17 protein-coding genes are annotated in these 17,268 nt (G+C 72.8%); 3 read left to right on the forward strand and 14 right to left on the reverse strand.

What is annotated here, in order from left to right:
* Nucleotides 1–25: 25 nt before the first annotated feature.
* On the forward strand, nt 26–484 hold the full coding sequence (locus tag ABTY59_RS29805) for a MaoC family dehydratase (protein WP_352022160.1): 459 nt from the start codon (nt 26–28) through the stop codon (nt 482–484).
* Between the two features lie 169 nt (nt 485–653).
* On the opposite strand, the gene ABTY59_RS29810 is transcribed toward ABTY59_RS29805, so the two are convergent.
* The 8 genes from ABTY59_RS29810 to ABTY59_RS29845 form a co-directional block, all read right to left on the reverse strand.
* Nucleotides 654–1,682 carry an aldo/keto reductase gene (locus ABTY59_RS29810; RefSeq protein WP_352022161.1) on the reverse strand — a complete coding sequence of 343 codons (1,029 nt, stop codon included), beginning with the start codon at nt 1,680–1,682 and terminating at the stop codon, nt 654–656.
* The gene (locus tag ABTY59_RS29815; protein WP_352022162.1) at nt 1,679–2,653 is read right to left on the reverse strand and encodes a Gfo/Idh/MocA family oxidoreductase; all 975 of its coding nucleotides are present in this window, start codon (nt 2,651–2,653) and stop codon (nt 1,679–1,681) included. The genes ABTY59_RS29810 and ABTY59_RS29815 overlap by 4 nt, the downstream gene beginning before the upstream one ends.
* A gap of 1 nt (nt 2,654) precedes the next feature.
* A complete protein-coding gene (ligA, locus tag ABTY59_RS29820) occupies nt 2,655–3,962 on the reverse strand; it encodes a protocatechuate 4,5-dioxygenase subunit alpha (RefSeq protein ID WP_352022163.1) in 1,308 nt (435 codons plus the stop codon).
* Nucleotides 3,963–3,986: 24 nt separating this feature from the next.
* Nucleotides 3,987–4,904 carry an amidohydrolase family protein gene (locus tag ABTY59_RS29825; RefSeq protein ID WP_352022164.1) on the reverse strand — a complete coding sequence of 306 codons (918 nt, stop codon included), beginning with the start codon at nt 4,902–4,904 and terminating at the stop codon, nt 3,987–3,989.
* A 2-nt stretch (nt 4,905–4,906) separates the two neighbouring features.
* The gene (ligK, locus tag ABTY59_RS29830; RefSeq protein WP_352022165.1) at nt 4,907–5,596 is read right to left on the reverse strand and encodes a 4-carboxy-4-hydroxy-2-oxoadipate aldolase/oxaloacetate decarboxylase; all 690 of its coding nucleotides are present in this window, start codon (nt 5,594–5,596) and stop codon (nt 4,907–4,909) included.
* 17 nt (nt 5,597–5,613) lie between these two features.
* A complete protein-coding gene (locus ABTY59_RS29835) occupies nt 5,614–6,639 on the reverse strand; it encodes an amidohydrolase family protein (RefSeq protein ID WP_352022166.1) in 1,026 nt (341 codons plus the stop codon).
* Between the two features lie 27 nt (nt 6,640–6,666).
* Nucleotides 6,667–7,878 (reverse strand): 4-hydroxybenzoate 3-monooxygenase, encoded by a 1,212-nt coding sequence (locus ABTY59_RS29840; RefSeq protein WP_352022167.1) that lies wholly within the window; start codon nt 7,876–7,878, stop codon nt 6,667–6,669.
* 154 nt (nt 7,879–8,032) lie between these two features.
* Nucleotides 8,033–8,800, reverse strand: coding sequence for an IclR family transcriptional regulator (locus ABTY59_RS29845; protein WP_352022168.1), 768 nt, complete (start codon nt 8,798–8,800; stop codon nt 8,033–8,035).
* Nucleotides 8,801–8,883: 83 nt separating this feature from the next.
* Here ABTY59_RS29845 and ABTY59_RS29850 point away from each other — a divergent pair, with 83 nt between their 5' ends.
* The gene (locus ABTY59_RS29850; protein ID WP_352022169.1) at nt 8,884–9,603 is read left to right on the forward strand and encodes a substrate-binding domain-containing protein; all 720 of its coding nucleotides are present in this window, start codon (nt 8,884–8,886) and stop codon (nt 9,601–9,603) included.
* Here the strand turns inward: ABTY59_RS29850 and ABTY59_RS29855 are convergent.
* Entirely contained in the window at nt 9,590–10,945 is a 1,356-nt protein-coding gene (locus ABTY59_RS29855; protein WP_352022170.1) for a hypothetical protein, read from the reverse strand. The two genes, ABTY59_RS29850 and ABTY59_RS29855, sit on opposite strands and share 14 nt — an antisense overlap.
* A gap of 62 nt (nt 10,946–11,007) precedes the next feature.
* Entirely contained in the window at nt 11,008–11,178 is a 171-nt protein-coding gene (locus ABTY59_RS29860) for an L-type lectin family protein (RefSeq protein WP_352022171.1), read from the reverse strand.
* Nucleotides 11,179–11,696: 518 nt separating this feature from the next.
* Between ABTY59_RS29860 and ABTY59_RS29865 the strand changes: the two genes are divergently transcribed.
* Nucleotides 11,697–13,115, forward strand: coding sequence for a chondroitinase-B domain-containing protein (locus ABTY59_RS29865; protein WP_352022172.1), 1,419 nt, complete (start codon nt 11,697–11,699; stop codon nt 13,113–13,115).
* 3 nt (nt 13,116–13,118) lie between these two features.
* Here ABTY59_RS29865 and ABTY59_RS29870 read toward each other — a convergent pair whose 3' ends face one another.
* From ABTY59_RS29870 to ABTY59_RS29885, 4 genes are all read right to left on the reverse strand, one after another.
* Complete coding sequence (locus tag ABTY59_RS29870; protein ID WP_352022173.1) at nt 13,119–13,784, reverse strand: GOLPH3/VPS74 family protein; 666 nt, start codon at nt 13,782–13,784, stop codon at nt 13,119–13,121.
* A gap of 138 nt (nt 13,785–13,922) precedes the next feature.
* On the reverse strand, nt 13,923–15,326 hold the full coding sequence (locus ABTY59_RS29875; protein WP_352022174.1) for a GH1 family beta-glucosidase: 1,404 nt from the start codon (nt 15,324–15,326) through the stop codon (nt 13,923–13,925).
* Between the two features lie 63 nt (nt 15,327–15,389).
* Nucleotides 15,390–16,256 carry a carbohydrate ABC transporter permease gene (locus ABTY59_RS29880; RefSeq protein WP_352022175.1) on the reverse strand — a complete coding sequence of 289 codons (867 nt, stop codon included), beginning with the start codon at nt 16,254–16,256 and terminating at the stop codon, nt 15,390–15,392.
* The gene (locus ABTY59_RS29885; RefSeq protein WP_352022176.1) at nt 16,253–17,218 is read right to left on the reverse strand and encodes a carbohydrate ABC transporter permease; all 966 of its coding nucleotides are present in this window, start codon (nt 17,216–17,218) and stop codon (nt 16,253–16,255) included. Before ABTY59_RS29885 ends, ABTY59_RS29880 begins: the two co-directional genes overlap by 4 nt.
* Nucleotides 17,219–17,268: the final 50 nt, after the last annotated feature.

Here is a 17,268-nt window from a genome sequence, read left to right on the forward strand (position 1 = left end):
GCTCCCGCCATCGAAAGGACCTCCCATGTCCACGACCGCCAACGGCCTCGACGAACTCACGTCCCTCAGCGGAGCCGACCTCGGCCGCACGCGCTGGCTGGAGATCACCCAGGACCGGGTGAACACCTTCGCCGACGCCACCGACGACCACCAGTGGATCCACACCGACCCGGAGAAGGCCAAGGACGGCCCCTTCGGCGGCCCCATCGCCCACGGCTACCTCACCCTCTCCCTCATGATCCCGCTCTTCGGGGAGCTGCTCACCATCACCGGCACCAAGATGAGCGTCAACTACGGCCTGGAGAAGGTCCGCTTCCCCAGCCCCGTCCCCGTCGGCGCGAGGATCCGCCTCCACGGCGTCGTCGGCACGGTGGAGGAGGTCAAGGGCAACGGCGTGCAGATGCCCCTGACGTTCACCGTCGAGGTCGAGGGCAACGAGAAGCCGGCCTGCGTCGCCGAGGCCGTGTACCGCCACTACGCCTGACACGACCACCTGTCGGGCCCGCACGGGGGGAGCCTCCGCCTACCGCACGGGCGGAGGCTTGCCGCGGGCCGCTGCGGCGGGCGGGGCGACGAGGACCCCGCCCGCCGGACGACACGACGACGAGGGGCGGTACCGGCCTTGTGGCCGGTACCGCCCCTCGTCGTGTGCGTCAGCCCGCCCGGCCGCAGCGCTCGGTGTCGATCTCGGCGAGCGTGGACTCGTCGTAGCGTGCCCCGTGGACGGTGGTGGCGTTCAGCACCCGGTCCGCCGCGTCGAGAGCCTCGCCGGGTACGTCGAGGTCGATCACGGACAGGTTCTCCCGCAGATGGGCGACCGACCGCGTGCCGGGGATCGCGAGGACGTGGGAGCCCCGGGAGACGACCCAGGCGAGGGCCAGTTGCGCGAGGCCGAGGCCCGCGTCGCCGGCGATCCTCTCCAACTCCAGCCGCAGCGCCAGATTGGCCGGGTAGTGGTGGGCGTCGAAGCGGGGCATGCCCCGGCGGATGTCCCCGGCGGGAAGACCACCGGGGTCCGGGGGCGCCGAGGTGAGGAAGCCGCGGGCCAGCGGGCTGAAGGCCACCAGGGCGACGCCGAGCTCACGGGCCGCCGCCAGAGTGCCCTGCTCCGGGTTGCGCGACCAGAGGCTGTACTCGTTCTGCAGGGCGGCGACCGGGTGCACGGCGTGCGCCCTGCGCAGCGTCGCCGCGGAGACCTCCGAGAGCCCGAGCGCGCGCACCTTCCCCGCCGCGACCAGGTCCGCCATCGCCCCGAAGCTCTCCTCCACGGGGACCTGACGGTCCACCCGGTGCAGGTAGCACAGGTCTATGACATCGGTGCGCAGCCGGGACAGCGACTCGTCCACGGTGCGCCGGAGGGTCTCCGGACGCCCGTCGATGACGCGCCGGCCGTCGACCCCGGTCATCCCGCACTTGCCGGCCAGCACGATCCGGTCCCGGTGCGGGGCCAGGACCCGGCCGACCAGCTCCTCGTTCGCGCCGAAGCCGTAGAGGGCGGCGGTGTCGAAGAGCGTGATGCCCTCCTCCAGCGCCGTCCGCAGCAGTGCCTCGGCGGCCTCCGGGGCCGGTGGGACGCCGTACGCGTGGCTCAGGTTCATGCAGCCCAGGCCGATCGCCGGGACCTCGAACGGACCGACCCGGCGCGGGGCGAGCCCCGCGCCGGGTCGCGACGTGGCGGTCACGAGCCCGCGACCGCGTTCAGCTGCTGCTCCAGCGCCGCCAGGGTCCGGTAGCAGGCCAGTACCTGGGCGATGGAGGAGTTCGGCTCACGGCCTTCGCGGATGGCGGCGACGAACTCGCGGTCCTGGAGCTCGATGCCGTCCATCGACACGTCGACGCCGCTGACGTCGATCGGCTCCTCCTTGCCGGTGAACAGGTCGTCGTACCGGGCGAGGTAGGTGCCGGTGTCGCCGATGTAGCGGAAGAACGTACCGAGCGGCCCGTCGTTGTTGAACGACAGCGACAGGGTGCAGATGGCGCCGTTCTCCGCCCGCAGCTGGATCGACATGTCCATCGCGATGCCCAGCTCGGGGTGGAGGGGGCCCTGCACGGCGTTGGCCTGCACGATCGGCGAACCCGCCTGGTACGCGAACAGGTCGACCGTGTGCGCCGCGTGGTGCCACAGCAGGTGGTCGGTCCAGGAGCGCGGCTGGCCGAGCGCGTTGAGGTTCTTCCGGCGGAAGAAGTAAGTCTGCACGTCCATCTGCTGGATGGTGAACTCGCCGGCGTCGATCCGCTGCCGCACCCACTGGTGGCTCGGGTTGAACCGGCGGGTGTGGCCCACCATCGCCACGAGGCCCGTGCGCTCCGCCGCGGCCTGGCAGGCCTCGGCGTCCGCGAGCGAGTCGGCGAGCGGGATCTCGACCTGGACGTGCTTGCCCGCTTCGAGGCCCGCCAGCGTCTGCGAGGCGTGCAGCTGCGTGGGGGTGGCGAGGACGACGGCGTCGATGTCGTCCATCGCCAGCACCTCGTCCAGGGAGGCGACGGCGCGCCCGACGCCCTGCTCCGCGGCGAACTTCTGCGCGCGTTCGAGGCTGCTGCTCACCACGGCGGCCACCTCGACGCCCTCGATCCGCTTCAGCGCGGCCGCGTGCTTGGCGCCGAAGGCGCCGCCGCCGGCGAGGGCGATCCGTAGGGTCCGGTCGTCGGTCATGTCACTCCTTCACGGCGGGCTCTTCGGCCCGGGGGTGGTTTTCCAGGATCAGGTGTCCGACGGCCGTGTTGGACGCCGGCACATGGTAGAAGCGGTGCTTGACCTCGACCTCGCCGGAGCCGTCGACGTCGCTCAACGCGCCCCGGGCGATCAGCCACATGACCAGCTCTATGCCCTCCGAGCCCGCCTCCTCGACGTACTCCAGGTGCGGCACCGTCGCGAGGCCGGCGGGGTCCTCGACCAGCCGGTCGAGGAAGGCGTTGTCCCACTCCCGGTTGATGAGGCCGGCGCGCGGGCCCTGGAGCTGGTGGCTCATTCCGCCGGTGCCCCACACCTGCACCTTGAGCGGGCGGTCGTACGACTCGACGGCCCTGCGCAGCGCGCGGCCGAGCTCGAAACAGCGGGCGCCCGAGGGGACGGGGTACTGCACCACGTTGACGTGGAAGGGGATCACCCTGCACGGCCACGTCCCGGTGTCGCCGAACATCAGCGACAGCGGGACGGTGAGGCCGTGGTCGACCGTCAGCTCGTTCGCGAGGGTGAGGTCGAAGTCGTCCCTGATGAGCGAGTGCGCGATGTGCGCGGCCAGATCCGGGTCGCCCTCGACGCCGGGCACGGGGCGGGGCCCGTACCCCTCGTCGGCGGTGGGGAAGGCAGCGCCGGTCCCGAGGACGAAGGTGGGGACCAGGGACTGGTCGAAGGCGGAGGCGTGGTCGTTGTAGACCAGGAAGATCACGTCGGGGAGGTTCTCCCGCTCCCACTGCCTGGAGTACTCGTACCCCTCGAAGACCGGTCGCCAGTACGGCTCTTCGGTCTTCCCGTGATCCATTGCCGCGCCGATCGCCGGCACGTGGGAGGTGAAGACCGCGCCGGTGATCACGGCGTGCTCGGCGGGGGGCGTCGGATCGGCGTGTGCCGCCTCCAGGACGGCGTGGTCGATGCGGTTGCCGTCGACCGAGCGCCCGCCGCCGACCATCATGGCGCGGTACTCCTCCTCGGTCATCCCGGTCATCGAGCCCGCCATCTGCTGGAACGAGAAGCCCAGCGTGGCACCCCACTTCGCGAGGAAGTAGATGTTCCCGCCCTCGCGCATCGCCGCGTTCAGGTCGCGGTCGAGCAGCGCCTGCTTCTGCTCCTCCCGCAGCGGCCAGGCGTCCAGGTAGGCGCGCTCGTCGGCGAGGTAGCTCGCGCGGTTCTCCGCCGTCATCAGCGACATGCAGAACTGGTTCAGGTGATAGCCCTTGGCCGACTGCTCGGAATCGAAGACGGTCGTCCCCGGAACCAGCTTGTAGGTCTTGTCCAGCGACATGCTGGGGCTCCAATCGGGGGAGGGTCAGTCGGCGTCGGGCCAGTACAGGCGCATCGGGTTGTCGACGAGCAGCCTGTGCCGCAGCACCGGGGTCGGGGCTATGTGCGGGAGGAAGTCGACGAGCAGGCCGTCGTCGGGCATGTGAGCGGTGAGGTTGGGGTGCGGCCAGTCGGTGCCCCACAGGACCTGGTCGGGGAACTCCTCGACGACCCGCCGGGCGAAGGGGACCACGTCCTGGTAGGCGTTCCGCTCCCCGCCGAGCGCGGGCGGACCGGTCAGCGAGAGGCGTTCCGGGCACGTCACCTTGCACCAGATGTCCGGGCGGGCCCGCAGGAAGTCCAGGAACGCCTCGAAGTCGGGCCCTTCCGGGTCCTTCGCGGTGTCCGGCCGCCCCATGTGGTCGACGACCAGCGGGACGGGGATCGACAGCAGGAACTCCCGCAGGTCCGGGAGGTCCGCCGCCTCGAAGTAGACGACGACGTGCCAGCCGTACGGCGCGATCCTCTCGACGACGTCCAGCAGGTCCTGCCGCGGCGCCGTGTCCACGAGGCGCTTGACGAAGTTGAACCGCACCCCGCGGACGCCCGCCTCGTGCAGCTCCCGCACCTGGGCGTCGGTGACGTCGGGGCGCAGCGTCGCGACGCCCCGGGCCAGCCCGCCCGAGGCCCGCAGGGCGTCGACCATGGCGGTGTTGTCGGCGCCGTGGCAGGTCGCCTGCACCACGACGTTCCGGGCGAAGCCGAGGTGGTCGCGCAGCGCGAAGAGCTGGTCCTTGGACGCGTCGCACGGCGTGTACTTGCGCTCGGGCGCGTACGGGAACGCGGCGCCCGGTCCGAAGACGTGGCAGTGCGCGTCGACGGCGCCGGAGGGGAGCCGGAACCGCGGCCGGCTCGGGCCGGCGTACCAGTCCAGCCAGCCCGGGGTCTTCTCGAAGGCCGTCATCCTCAGTCCTCGTACCGCAGGCCGAGCTCGGCCAGCGGGCCGCGCATGTCGTACAGGTCCAGGCCGAGCCGGCCCGCGCGGAACTGCGCCCGCTTGCCCTCCTCGCCGGCCTCGCGGACGGCGGACGCGGCGGCCACCTCGGCGGCCCGCCCGCGCGGCACGACGACGACGCCGTCGGCGTCGGCGACGATCACGTCACCGGGGCGCACGAGGGCGTTGCCGCAGACCACGGGCACGTTGACGGAGCCCAGGGTGGCCTTGACGGTGCCCTTGGCGTTGATCGCGCGGGAGAAGACGGGGAAGTCCATCCTCTCCAGGTCGGTGACGTCGCGGACGCCTCCGTCGATCACCAGACCCCGGCAGCCGCGGGCGCGGAACGACGTGGCGAGCAGCTCGCCGAAGAACCCGTCCTCGCTCTCCGTCGTGCAGGCCGCGACGACGACGTCGCCGTCCTGGATCTGCTCGGCGGCGACGTGGAGCATCCAGTTGTCGCCGGGCTGGAGGAGCGCGGTCACGGCCGTGCCGCACATCCGCGCCCGCGGGTAGGCGGGGCGCAGGTAGGGGCGCATCAGCCCCACCCGGCCCATGGCCTCGTGGATCGTCGCGACGCCGTACTGGGCCAGCTCCGCGACGGCCTCGGGGTCGGCCCGGTCGATCTTCGTGTGGACGACGCCGAGTTCGGTGTGTTCCATGGGTGCTTCTCCTGGGGTCAGCGGCCGGACGCGGCGAGGCGGGCGGCGAGTCGGGGGTAGACGCGCAGGGCGTTGCCGGAGTACACGGCGACGCGCTCCTCGTCGGAGAGGTGCGGGGTGGCGTCGACGTACCGCTTCGTGTCGTCGAAGTGATGACCGCTGTGCGGGTCGATGTCGCGGACCGCGCCGATCATCTCGCTGGCGAAGAGGACGGACCGGCTGGGGACGACCCGCGTGAGCAGGTCGATGCCGGGCTGGTGGTAGACGCAGGTGTCGAGGAAGACGTTGTCGAGGAGGGTCTCGGGCTCCGGCCGGCCGAGCGCCATGGCGAGGCCGCGGAAGCGGCCCCAGTGGTACGGGACGGCGCCACCGCCGTGCGGGATCACGAACCGCAGCGTCGGGAAGTCCGCGAACAGGTCGCCCTGGAGCAGCTGCATGAACGCCGTGGTGTCGGCGTTGAGGTAGTGGGCGCCGGTGGTGTGGAACGCCGGGTTGCAGGAGGTGCTGACGTGGATCATCGCGGGGATGTCGTACGCGACCATCGCCTCGTAGAGCGGATACCAGCCCCGGTCCGTCAGCGGCGGCGCGGTCCACCGGCCGCCGGACGGGTCGGGGTTGAGGTTGACGGTGACCGCCCCGAGCTCCTCGACCGCGCGGCGCAGCTCGGGCAGGCAGGTCGCGGGGGCGACGCCCGGCGACTGCGGCAGCATGGCGCCCATCGCGAAGCGGTCGGGGTAGAGCGTGCTGACGCGGTGGACCAGGTCGTTGCAGATCCTCGCCCACACCGAGGACACCGTGAAGTCCCCGATGTGGTGGGCCATGAAGCTGGCGCGCGGGGAGAAGACCGTGAGGTCGCTGCCGCGCTCGTTCATGAGCCGCAGCTGGTTGTCCTCGATCGCCTGCCGCAGCTCGTCGTCGGTGATGACCAGCTCGTCGGGGTCCGGGACGGGGCCGCGGCCCTCGGCCGCCGCGATCTGACGGTCGCGCCACCGGCCCAACTGCGGCGGCGCGGTGGTGAAGTGACCATGGCAGTCGATGATCATGGAGGTGCTCCTGGGAGTCGTCGGCCGTCAGCGCCGGGCGCTGACGGGCCAGCCGGTGTACTGCTCGGCGAGGTAGGTGCGTCCGGCGCGCGTGCCCACCACGTTGTCGAGTTCGCCGAGCCGGCGGCGCCGGTCGAACGGCGAGGCACCGGGCGGCGTGTGCAGCAGCTCGGTCAGCCAGTGGGAGAAGTTCTGCGCCCGCCAGATCCGCTGCAAGGCCTGCGGCTGGTAGGCGTCGAGCGCGGCCTCGCCCTCGCCGCCGAGCGCCCGCAGGAGGACACCGGCGAGCACCTTCACGTCGTGCAGGGCGAGGTTGAGCCCGCGGGCGCCGGTCGGCGGCACCGTGTGCGCCGCGTCTCCCGCGAGCACCATCGAGCCCCAGCGCATCGGCTCCTGCACGAACGAGCGGAACCGCAGCACCGCCTTCTCCCGCACCGGGCCCTCGGCGAGGCGGAAGCCGTCCTCGCCGGCCACCCGGGCCTGGAGCGTCTCCCAGATCCGGTCGTCCGGCCACGCGTCGACGGACTCGTCGGGGTCGCACTGGAAGTACATCCGCTGCACGGTCTCGGTCCGCTGGCTGATCAGCGCGAAGCCGTGGTCGGAGTGGGCGTAGACCAGCTCGGGGGCGCTGCGCGGGGCCTCGGCCATGATGCCGAACCAGGCGAAGGGGTACTCCTTGCCGTACCGCACCCGCCGCTCCTCGGGGATCAGGTTGCGGCACATGCTGCGGGAGCCGTCGGCGCCGACCACGTACCGCGCGTGGATCTCGTGCCGGGAGCCGTCGGCGGCGGTGTAGCGGACCCGCGGGGCGTCGGTGGTGACGTCGAGGACGTCGGTGTCCCTGATGCCGAAGTGGACCGTGCCGCCGTCCCGGTCCCGCGCGTCGGCCAGGTCGACGAAGACGTCGGTCTGCGGATAGAGCCACACCGACTCGCCCACCAGCGCCTTGAAGTGGATCCGGTGTGCCCGGCCGCCGAACCGGATCTCGGTGCCTTCGTGCTCGTGGCCCTCGCGCAGGATCCGGTCGGAGACGCCGGTCTCGACCAGGTCCCGGGCGACGTCCGCCTCCAGGATGCCGGCCCGCTGCGTCGTCTCGATCTCGTGCCGGGTGCGGGTGTCGAGCACGATCGTCTCGACCCCCGCCCGCCCGAGCCGGTGGGCCAGCATCAGGCCGGCGGGGCCGGCGCCGACTACGGCGACGGGCACCGAGGTGACGGTGTCGACGGGGGCATCGGCCATGGCATCTCCAGCGGGGGTGCGAGCGTTCCGGGTAACCCGAACGTTGACACCCGGAGTGGTGACCGGTCGCCGGCGTTTCCGTCAGGCGGAAGCGCCTCGGAAGTGCCTAGCAGCCCCTCGAAGCCCCTCGAAGCCCCTCGAAGTCCCTCGGAGGTCAGCCCGCCGTGCGCGCGCGCCGGCCGAGCTCCTCGGAGATGCCGTGGACGGCCCTGAGGAGCGGCTCCCGCAGCCCCCGCGCGCGGCTCGCGCTGCGCGCCGCGACGACGATCCCCAGAGCCGCGCCGACGGGCCCGGCACGGCCGATCCGTACGGGCGCGGCCACCGCGACCGTGTCCTCCGACAGCTGGCGGTCACTGACGAAGACCTGCTCGCGGCGGATGCGGTCCAGCTGGGTGCGCAGTGTCTTCGGGTCGGTGACCGTGTGCGGGGTCCAGGCCCGCAGCGGCGACGCGAGGACCTCCTCCTGGATGTCCCGCGGCGCGTGCGCCAACAGCACCCGGCCCATTCCGGTGGAGCCGACGGGGAACCGGCTCCCGACCATCGTCAGCAGGTGCACCGACCGGTGCCCGGCGATCCGCTCGACGAACACGAGCTCCGTGCCCTCGCGCACCGCGAGCTGGATGTTCTCGTGCGTCACCTCGTAGAGGTCCTGCATGAACGGCAGCGCCACGTCGCGCAGGATCTGCGTGCGGGGGCATCCCGAGGCGATCTCCCACAGCCTCAACCCGACGTGCCACGACCCGTCCTCGGCACGTTCCAGCGCTCCCCACGCCGCCAGTTCCGCCACCACGCGGTGCGCGGTACTGAGCGCCAGACCCGTACGCTGGGCGATGTCCGACAGGGTCTGCGACGGGTGCTCGCGGTCGAAGGCCGACAGGACCAGAAGGACCTTTCCCGCCGCGGTGCTCTGGGTGGTGCTCACCCGGTCAGTCTCGCAGACCCGCGTCGAGGCGTCCGACCGCGCGTCGTACGATCTGCCGCACACCGATGAGGAGACGAGAAGACGTGGACCGAGAGATCTCCGGGCTGTCCTCGATGGCGACGCGCCCCGTACTCGCCGAACTCACCGCGCACATCCGGCTCGCCCACGGGCTCACGGTGCGCTTCGACTCCGCGGGCGGCGTCGAGATCGCGAGGCGGGTGCGCGACGGCGCCGAGTCCGATGTGCTCGTGCTGGCCGAAGGGGCGCTGGCCGGGCTGGCCGAGCAGGGGCACGTCCTCGGCGACACGGTGCGCCCCCTGTGGGTCTCGGAGGTCGTCGCCGCCGTTCCCGAGGGGACGCCGGTCCCTCCGCTGCGCTCCGAATCCGATCTGCGCGCCGCGCTGCGGTCGGCGAGGACGATCGCCTACTCCACGGGCCCCAGCGGTTCCGCCCTCGTCGATCTGATCACCCGACTCGACCTCGCCGACGTGCTGCGGGACCGGCTCGTCCAGGCGCCACCGGGCGTGCCCGCCGGCAGCCTGCTGTCGTCCGGCCGGGCGGACCTGGCCTTTCAGCAGCACAGCGAGCTGATGGACCTGCCGGGCGTCACCGTCGCCGGCCCCCTGCCCGGTGACACCGCGATCACCTCCACGTTCGGCGGAGGCGTCCTGGCCGTCTCCTCCCAGCCGGCGCGTGCCCGCGCACTCCTCGACCTGCTCGGCTCCGACGCGGCGTCGAAGGCCGCCCGGGCCAGGGGCATGCGGGCCGCCGGGGGCGCCTCCGGCCCCGTCACGGGTGCGTGAAGACCCCGACCATACGGGTGTCGGGGTTGCTGCTCATCCCGACGATCGCGCCGCCGTCCGCCCGGTTGACCCGCGCGTGCGCGCCCGCGTAGCCGTCGTCGGTGAGGAAGAAGCCCAGCGCCGCGACCCAGTCGTCCACGGTTCCCGTCACGGGGTCGTACACGGGCTCGGGGTGCGGCTCGACCCGCTCCTGCGCCACGTAGCCGCCGCGCTCGACCGCGAGGTCCACGGCCTTCGCCCAGTCGGCGTCGGTGCTCTCCCAGCCCACGAACGTGTCCAGACCGCCGTACCCCGCCCCGGGCTTGAGGATCAGCCGCTCCCGCCGTTCCCGGCAGAGCGCGGTCAGCTCGGCCGCTCGGGCCGACCCGGCGGGCCCTGAGGCGCGCAGCGCCCGGCTCCACGGCAGGATCCGCTCCACCAGGTCCCGCTCGCTCGCGTCGAAGGCGTCCGCGTGGCCCGGGTCGGACAGCAGGGCGAGGGCGCTCTTGTGGGAGTACAGGCCGCTCTCCAGCGACGTGAACAGCACGGTCCTGCCCGCCTCGTGGGCGCGGAAGAACGGCTCCGCCACCTCGGGTCCCGCCGGGTCGTCGAGCAGCTGGCTCGCCGCGAAGTTCCGCAGCACCAGGTCGAGCGGCGTGCCGTCCAGGGTGAGTTTTCCGTCGGCACGCGCGCGTACGTCGTCGATCTCGCCGATCCGCAGGTCGAGGCCCTGCTCCGCCATCGCCTCCTGGGTGGCACGCATCAGCCTGCCGTACGGCCCGATGCCGCCGCGCCCCTCGATGAGCCCGATCACCGGTTCCGTCGCACCGGACAGCGCGGGGCGGGCCCGGTCGCGCAGCACGGCGGCGAGCCGCGCGGCGATGTCCACATGGCCGAGGCCCTGTTCGCCCGCGAAGCTCCCGAACTCGGGGACCCGCAGCAGCGCCTGGTTGAGGACGGCCATGTCGACGCCGCCGATCTCGCTGCCGAGGTTGAGCTCCAGGAGCTTGAACCCCGAGCCGTCGTAGTAGGCGTCGGCGCGGCCCAGCTTGGCGGGGACGCCCGATCCGGCCCGGCGGAGCAGCGCCACCAGCGGCGGTTCGAGCCCGATCTCCGCCGCGTACCGCTCGACGTCCCCGCCGAACAGCCGCTCCGGCAGCGACAGGAGGAGACCGAAGAGACCCTCCAGATCCCGTGCGAACGCGGCCGTCTCCGCGGCCGGGACGAACCAGGGGCGGGGGAGCAGGTGCGGCCGCCAGGCCTCCTCGAAGGCCGGCGGCAGCTCGGCCCGCGCCACGGCCGTGGCGAGCCCGCCGTCCCCGCGCAGGCACGCGTCCACGTACATCCGGCTCAGCTCGGTCATCTGTGATCGCTCGCTTCACTGAAGGGGTCGGGGTGCGTCCCGCGAAGGGCGAGCAGGGTACCTCAGTACCCGATCCGTACACCCGTCACCGCGTGACGGTCTGTCAAACCGCCGGTGGCTCCCGAGAAACCGATCCGCACGTTCGGCGGCAGCGCCACCGCCACGTCGATGACCTGGGCCCCGTCGACGAGGACGACGAGACGCCCGGCGGCGCTGACGTACACGTCGATCACATGACTGCCCGTACGCAGCGCCGTTCAGGGTGGCGGGAAAGCGGGCCCGCAGCCGGGCGGAGGGCACGGCGGTGGCCTGGATCCCGATCGGGCGGCGGACCGGAAGCCGTTCGCACCGGCCCGCTCCCGCCCCGGCGTTAGCGGAACGTGAGCGAGACGTGAGCGGCTGCGGGCAGGGTGGTGCGTGTCGGCAGGCCGGGGCGGCGTGACCATCCGTCCGGCGGGTCGGCCGACCCGTCCCCGGGACCGGACCGGAACCGGAGGGACGGAGGCGGGCGCCCCGGCGGCCGCCGCCCCGGTGCTGCCGCCCGGGAGCCGCACGTGCGGCCCCGGCGCTGACCGGTCGGACCCCCGTCGCCGCCCCCTCGGGGTCCGGCGCCGACCGGTCGGGGTCCGGTGCGGGCCGTGGGGGCCCGCACCGGACCCGGCAGGTCAGGGCAGCCTCGGCGACCCGCCGGCACGGCCGCCCGTGCGCACGGCGCGGCACGACGACACCCCCCCTTCTCCCAGGAGGCACCATGCGACGACGTACCTTCCTCAAGGGCTCGCTGCTCGGCGCGGCGGCGGCCGCCGTCCCGCTCGACACCCTGCTCGCCACCGGCGCCCACGCGGCGGAACCGGCACCGGTCACCTCGCTGAGCGCGCTGCAGGGCGCGATCGACCGCGCGGTCCCCGGCGACCGGATCGTCGTCGCCGACGGCACGTACACCGTGCCCCCGGGCGGCGCCATCGACGTCTCCGGGCGCACCGGCATCACGATCGTCTCGCAGACCAGGGGCGGCGCCGTGCTGAACGGCGAGCGCAGCTTCGTCCTCGACGGCGCGAGCTCCGTCACCATCAGCGGCTTCGCGCTGCGCCAGAGCGGCACCCTGGAGATCCCCGCCGACAGCAAGGGCGTCCGCCTGACCCGTAACGACATCCGGTTCGCGGACGTCGCCGGCCTCGACTGGGTCCTCGTGGAGGGCGACGACGCCAAGATCGACCGGAACCACTTCCACGACCGGACCACGCAGGGCATCTTCCTCGTCGTCGACGGCCCCGGCACGACCGCCGTGGCCCAGCGCCTCCAGGTCCTCAGGAACCACTTCTCCGGCCACGCCTACACGGGCTCCAACGGCGGCGAGTCGATCCGGCTCGGCGTCAGCAGCCGGGCCCTGTCCAGCGCCGACGCGCTCGTGGAGTACAACCTGTTCGAGCGGTGCGACGGCGACCCCGAGGCGATCTCGGTGAAGTCCTCCGGCAACACCATCCGGTACAACACGATCCGCGACAGCCAGGGCGGCATCGTGCTGCGCCACGGCAACGGCTCCACCGTGGAGGGCAACTGGCTCCTCGGCGGCAAGGAGGGCATCCGCCTGTACGGGAACGACCACCTGGTGGTGAACAACCACCTGGCCGGTCTCACCGGGCGGGCCCTCGTCATCGGCAGCGGCACCACGCGCGACCACCACGCGGGCGAGAGCACCGAGGAGCGGCGCGGCAACGACGCCTGCGACCGTGCGGTGATCGTGCACAACACCCTGCGCGCCAACAAGAGTTCGCTCTCGGGCGAGACCCGCGCCTTCGAGCCGCGTGACGTGGTCGTCGCCGACAACCTGATCGTCGGCGACAGCGGCACCCTCGTCTCCCTGGGCGCGAACACCGGCTTCCTCTGGCAGGGCAACATCCTCTGGGGCGCGGCCGCCGACGGCACCCTCCCCAACGCCGGCTACACCCGCGTCGACCCGCGTCTCACGCCGTCCACGGACGGCGTCCACCGGCTCGCGGCGGGCAGCCCCGCGATCGGCGCCGCGACCCTCACCACGACGCCGGTCCCGGAGGACATCGACGGCCACGCCCGGGGCACCGCCCGTGACGTCGGCGCCGACGAGTACTCCACGCTGGCCCCGGTCCGCCGTCCCCTCACCTCCACGGACGTGGGCCCGAACGCCTCCTGACCGTCAGGTCGTGGCCGTCAGCACCGTGACGGTCATGACCGCGACCATGGCGGCCTGCATGTCGCGGACGGCCTGACGCACGCCCTCGGCCGCCCACTGGCCGGCGGCGATCTCGTCCAGGCGCGGGGCGATCTCCTTCCGGGGAACGTCGGGGAAGGCCAGACGGTGGAGCTTCGCGCCGTGGACGAGGGCGAGGAGACCCGCGGTGCGGGCGTCGGGCTCGGCACCGTCCAGGACCACCGCCCGCAGCCGGCTCCTGAGCTCCCGCTCCGTGGTGCCGTCCGCCTCCGGGTAGCGGGTGACGGGGAAGAGGCCCAGGACCCTGTGCTGCTCCGCCCGGACCAGACCGCGTGCCCGCAGGCTCTCCGTCGTGGCGCCGACGGTCTTGGCCTGGTCCTTCGTCAACCACTCGGTGACCTTGGGGTCCCTGCGCCTCCGGCCCGCCCACTCGGCGATCCGCCGCAGGCGCTCGTCGAGGAGCGGTTCCTCGGTCGGTGTCCCGTCCGTCACCCTGAGGCGGCCCTCCTCGACGGTCACCCGCTCCGCCAGGACGAGATCGAGCAGGATGCCGCCCGCGACGGCCCACGCCGCGGACTGCCGTTCCCTGGCCGCCCCCGACACGTCGTCCAGGGACAGCAGCATGATCTCCTCCGCGAGCGTGACCGCCACCGGCACTCCTTGTCCCCGACGTCCTCCGGCACCCGGCCGCCGTGCCGGGCCACCCGTACACCGAGCAGGACGAGCGGAGCCGCCCACCGGTTCCTGGCGCCCGTCGTCGGAGCCCGGAGAAGGGGCGTCCGGGCGGTCTCAGGCCTCGCCGAGGCCGCCCCGGGCGATGACGTCCGCGTACCACCGCGCACTGTCCTTCAGGGTCCGCCGCTGCGTCGCGAAGTCCACGTGCACGATGCCGAACCGCTTGCTGTAGCCGTACGCCCACTCGAAGTTGTCGAGCAGCGACCACAGGAAGTAGCCCCGCACATCGGCGCCGTCCGCCAGCGCCCGGTGCACCGCCGCCAGGTGCGCGCGCAGGTACGCCACCCGCTCCGGGTCCTTCACGTTCCCCGACGGGTCCGCGTAGTCGTCGTACGCCGCGCCGTTCTCGGTGATGACCAGCGGGACGCCCGGCAGCTCGTCCCGCAGCCTGACCAGCAGCTCGTACAGCCCGTCCGCGTCCACCGGCCAGTCCATGGCCGTGCGCGGCCCGGGCGCCGGCTCGAACCGTACGTGCCGCTCGGCCCCCGCCCAGGGCGACGGGGACTCCGAGTTCCCCGCCGCGACGACCGCCGGCGAGTAGTAGTTGATGCCCAGGGAGTCGATCGGCGCGGCCGCCGCCGCCAGGTCCCCGTCGCGGACGAACGACCAGTCGGTGACGGACGCCGTGTCGCGGACCAGGTCCTCCGGGAGCCGCCCGTGGAACACCGGGTCGAGGAAGATCCGGTTGCCGACCGCGTCGATCCGGCGGGCCGCGTCCAGGTCCTCCGGGGCCTGCGAAAGCGCCCGTACGGCATGGAGGTTGAGGGTCAGCGACACCTCCGCCGAACCGGGCAGCGCCCCGCGCAGCGCCCGCGCCCCGAGGCCGTGCGCCAGGTTCAGGTGGTGCGCGGCGCGCAGCGCGGCGAGGTCGCTGGTCCGGCCCGGCGCGTGCACCCCGTTGCCGTAGCCCAGGAACGCCGCGCACCAGGGCTCGTTGAGCGTGGTCCAGGTGGCGACCCGGTCTCCGAGGGCCTCCGCCATGATCCCCGCGTACTCGGCGAAGCGGTACGCCGTCTCCCGGTGCGGCCAGCCCCCCGCGTCCTCCAGCTCCTGCGGCAGGTCCCAGTGGTAGAGCGTCACCACCGGCCGCACACCGGCGTCGAGGAGCGTGTCGGCGAGCCGCCGGTAGAAGTCCAGGCCCTTGCGGACGGCCGGGCCGCGCCCGGTGGGCTGGACCCGCGGCCAGGAGACCGAGAACCGGTAGTCGGTGACCCCGAGCCGCCGCATCAGGGCGACGTCCTCGTCGACCCGGTGGTAGTGGTCGGCGGCGATGTCGCCGGTGTCGCCGTTGCGGACCTTGCCGGGCGTCCGGCTGAAGGTGTCCCAGATGGAGGGGGTGCGGCCGTCCTCGGCCGCGGCTCCCTCGATCTGGTACGCGGCGGTGGCCGTGCCCCAGCGGAAGCCCTCGGGGAAGCGGAGGGCGGCCGTGGTTCCGGAGCGGGTGTCGAGGGCGGTCATGGGTGAACAACTCCCTGGAGTGAGAGGACAGGAGAGGAGGAGGGCGAGAGGGGGGGGCGGGCGTCAGCCCTTGACCGCTCCCTGCATGATGCCGCCGACGATCTGCCGGCCGAGGAGACCGAAGACCAGCAGCACCGGCAGCGTGCCCAGCAGGGTGCCGGCCATGATCACGGACTGGTCGTGGACGTAGCCGCCGCCGAGCTGGCGCAGCGCGACCTGGACGGTGGGTTCGGAGGAGGAGAGCGCGACGACGGGCCAAAAGAAGTCGTTCCACGCGGCCATGAAGGTCAGCAGACCGAGCACGGCCATGCCGGGCCGGGCGATCGGCACCACGATCGACCAGAAGATCCTGGCGGTGGACGCGCCGTCGACCCGGGCCGCCTCGATCAGCTCGTCCGGCAGCGACTGCACCAGGTACTGCCGCATGAAGAACACCCCGAACGCCGACACCAGACCGGGGAGGATCACCGACTGGAGCTGGTTCACCCAGCCGAGTTCGGCGATCAGCATGAAGAGCGGGATCACACCGAGCTGCGGCGGGATCATCATGGTGCCGACGGTGACCGCGAGCAGCGCGCCCCGCCCCCGGAAGCGGAGCTTCGCGAAGGCGAAACCGGCGAGCGTGCAGCACAGCACGGTGCCGAGGGTGATCGACCCGGACACGAGCAGCGAGTTGAGCAGCGCCTTGCCGATGTCGGCCTCTTCGAGGACCGCCTCGAAGTTGCGCATCAGGTGCGGTCCCGGCAGCAGGGCCGGCGGGACCTTCGCCAGGTCGGCGTTGGAGCGGCTCGCGGCGACGACCGTCCAGTAGAAGGGGAAGGCGGAGATCAGCACGGCGACGACCAGGACGGCGTAGGCGAGCGGTCCCGCGTGCAGGGTGCGGCCCGCCCGCGCGGGTCCGCTGCGTGCCGGGCGGACGAGCGCGGTCATCGGCCGGCCTCCTTGCGTGAACGGCGGCGCGCCATCAGGGCGTTGAGCCCGACGAGCACCACGATGAGCAGGAACATCACCCAGGCGATGGCCGCCGCCCGCCCGAGGTGGAAGTAGCCCCAGCCCTGCTCGTACAGATAGAGGCCGAGGGTCTGGTACTGGTGGGAGATGCCGCCCGAGATCGAGCCTTCGAGGAGCAGCGGCTCGCCGAACAGCTGGGTCGCCCCGATGGTGGAGACGACGACGGTGAAGAGGATCGTGGGCCGCAGTCCCGGGAGCGTGACGTGGAGGAACTGCCGCCACCGCGAGGCCCCGTCCATGGCGGCCGCCTCGTACAGCTCGTCGGGGATGGACTGCATGCCGGCCAGGTAGATCAGCGCGTTGTAGCCGGTCCAGCGCCAGATGACGACCGTGGACACGGCGATCTGCGAGGCGACGGTGTCGTTCTGCCAGTCGACGGGGTCGACGCCGACGAGGCCGAGCGCGTAGTTGACCAGTCCGAAGTCGCGTCCGAAGAGCTGGGCGAAGACGAGGGTGGCGGCGGCGACCGAGGTCGCGTACGGCAGCAGGACCGCCGTCCGCAGGAAGGTCCGGCCGCGCATGCGGTAGTTCAGCAGGTGTGCCAGGCCGAGGGCCATGACCAGCTGGGGCACGGTGGACAGGACGCCGATGGTGAAGGTGTTGCGCAGCGCGACCCAGAAGTACGTGTCGCCGAGGAGCGCGGTGTAGTTGCCGAGGCCGCGCCATTCCATGGCGCCGGGGGTCTGGAGCTCGACCCGGTAGAGCGAGACGTAGGCCGTGTAGAGCAGCGGGAACAGGCCGAACGCGGCGAACAGCGTGAAGAACGGGGCGAGGTAGGCGTACGGCGAGGCCGTCCGCCAGGCCCGGCGCACGGCCCCCGGCCGGGGCGGCGGGACGACGCGCGGGGGAGCCGGCGCCTGAGGTGCGGTGAGGGTCACCATGCGGCCCTTCGGTGTGAGTGCGGAGCGGGACGGCGGGGGAGGGGCGGGGC

Origin of the sequence: Streptomyces sp. NPDC096079, from assembly GCF_040303145.1 — a bacterium.
GTDB lineage: Bacteria > Actinomycetota > Actinomycetes > Streptomycetales > Streptomycetaceae > Streptomyces.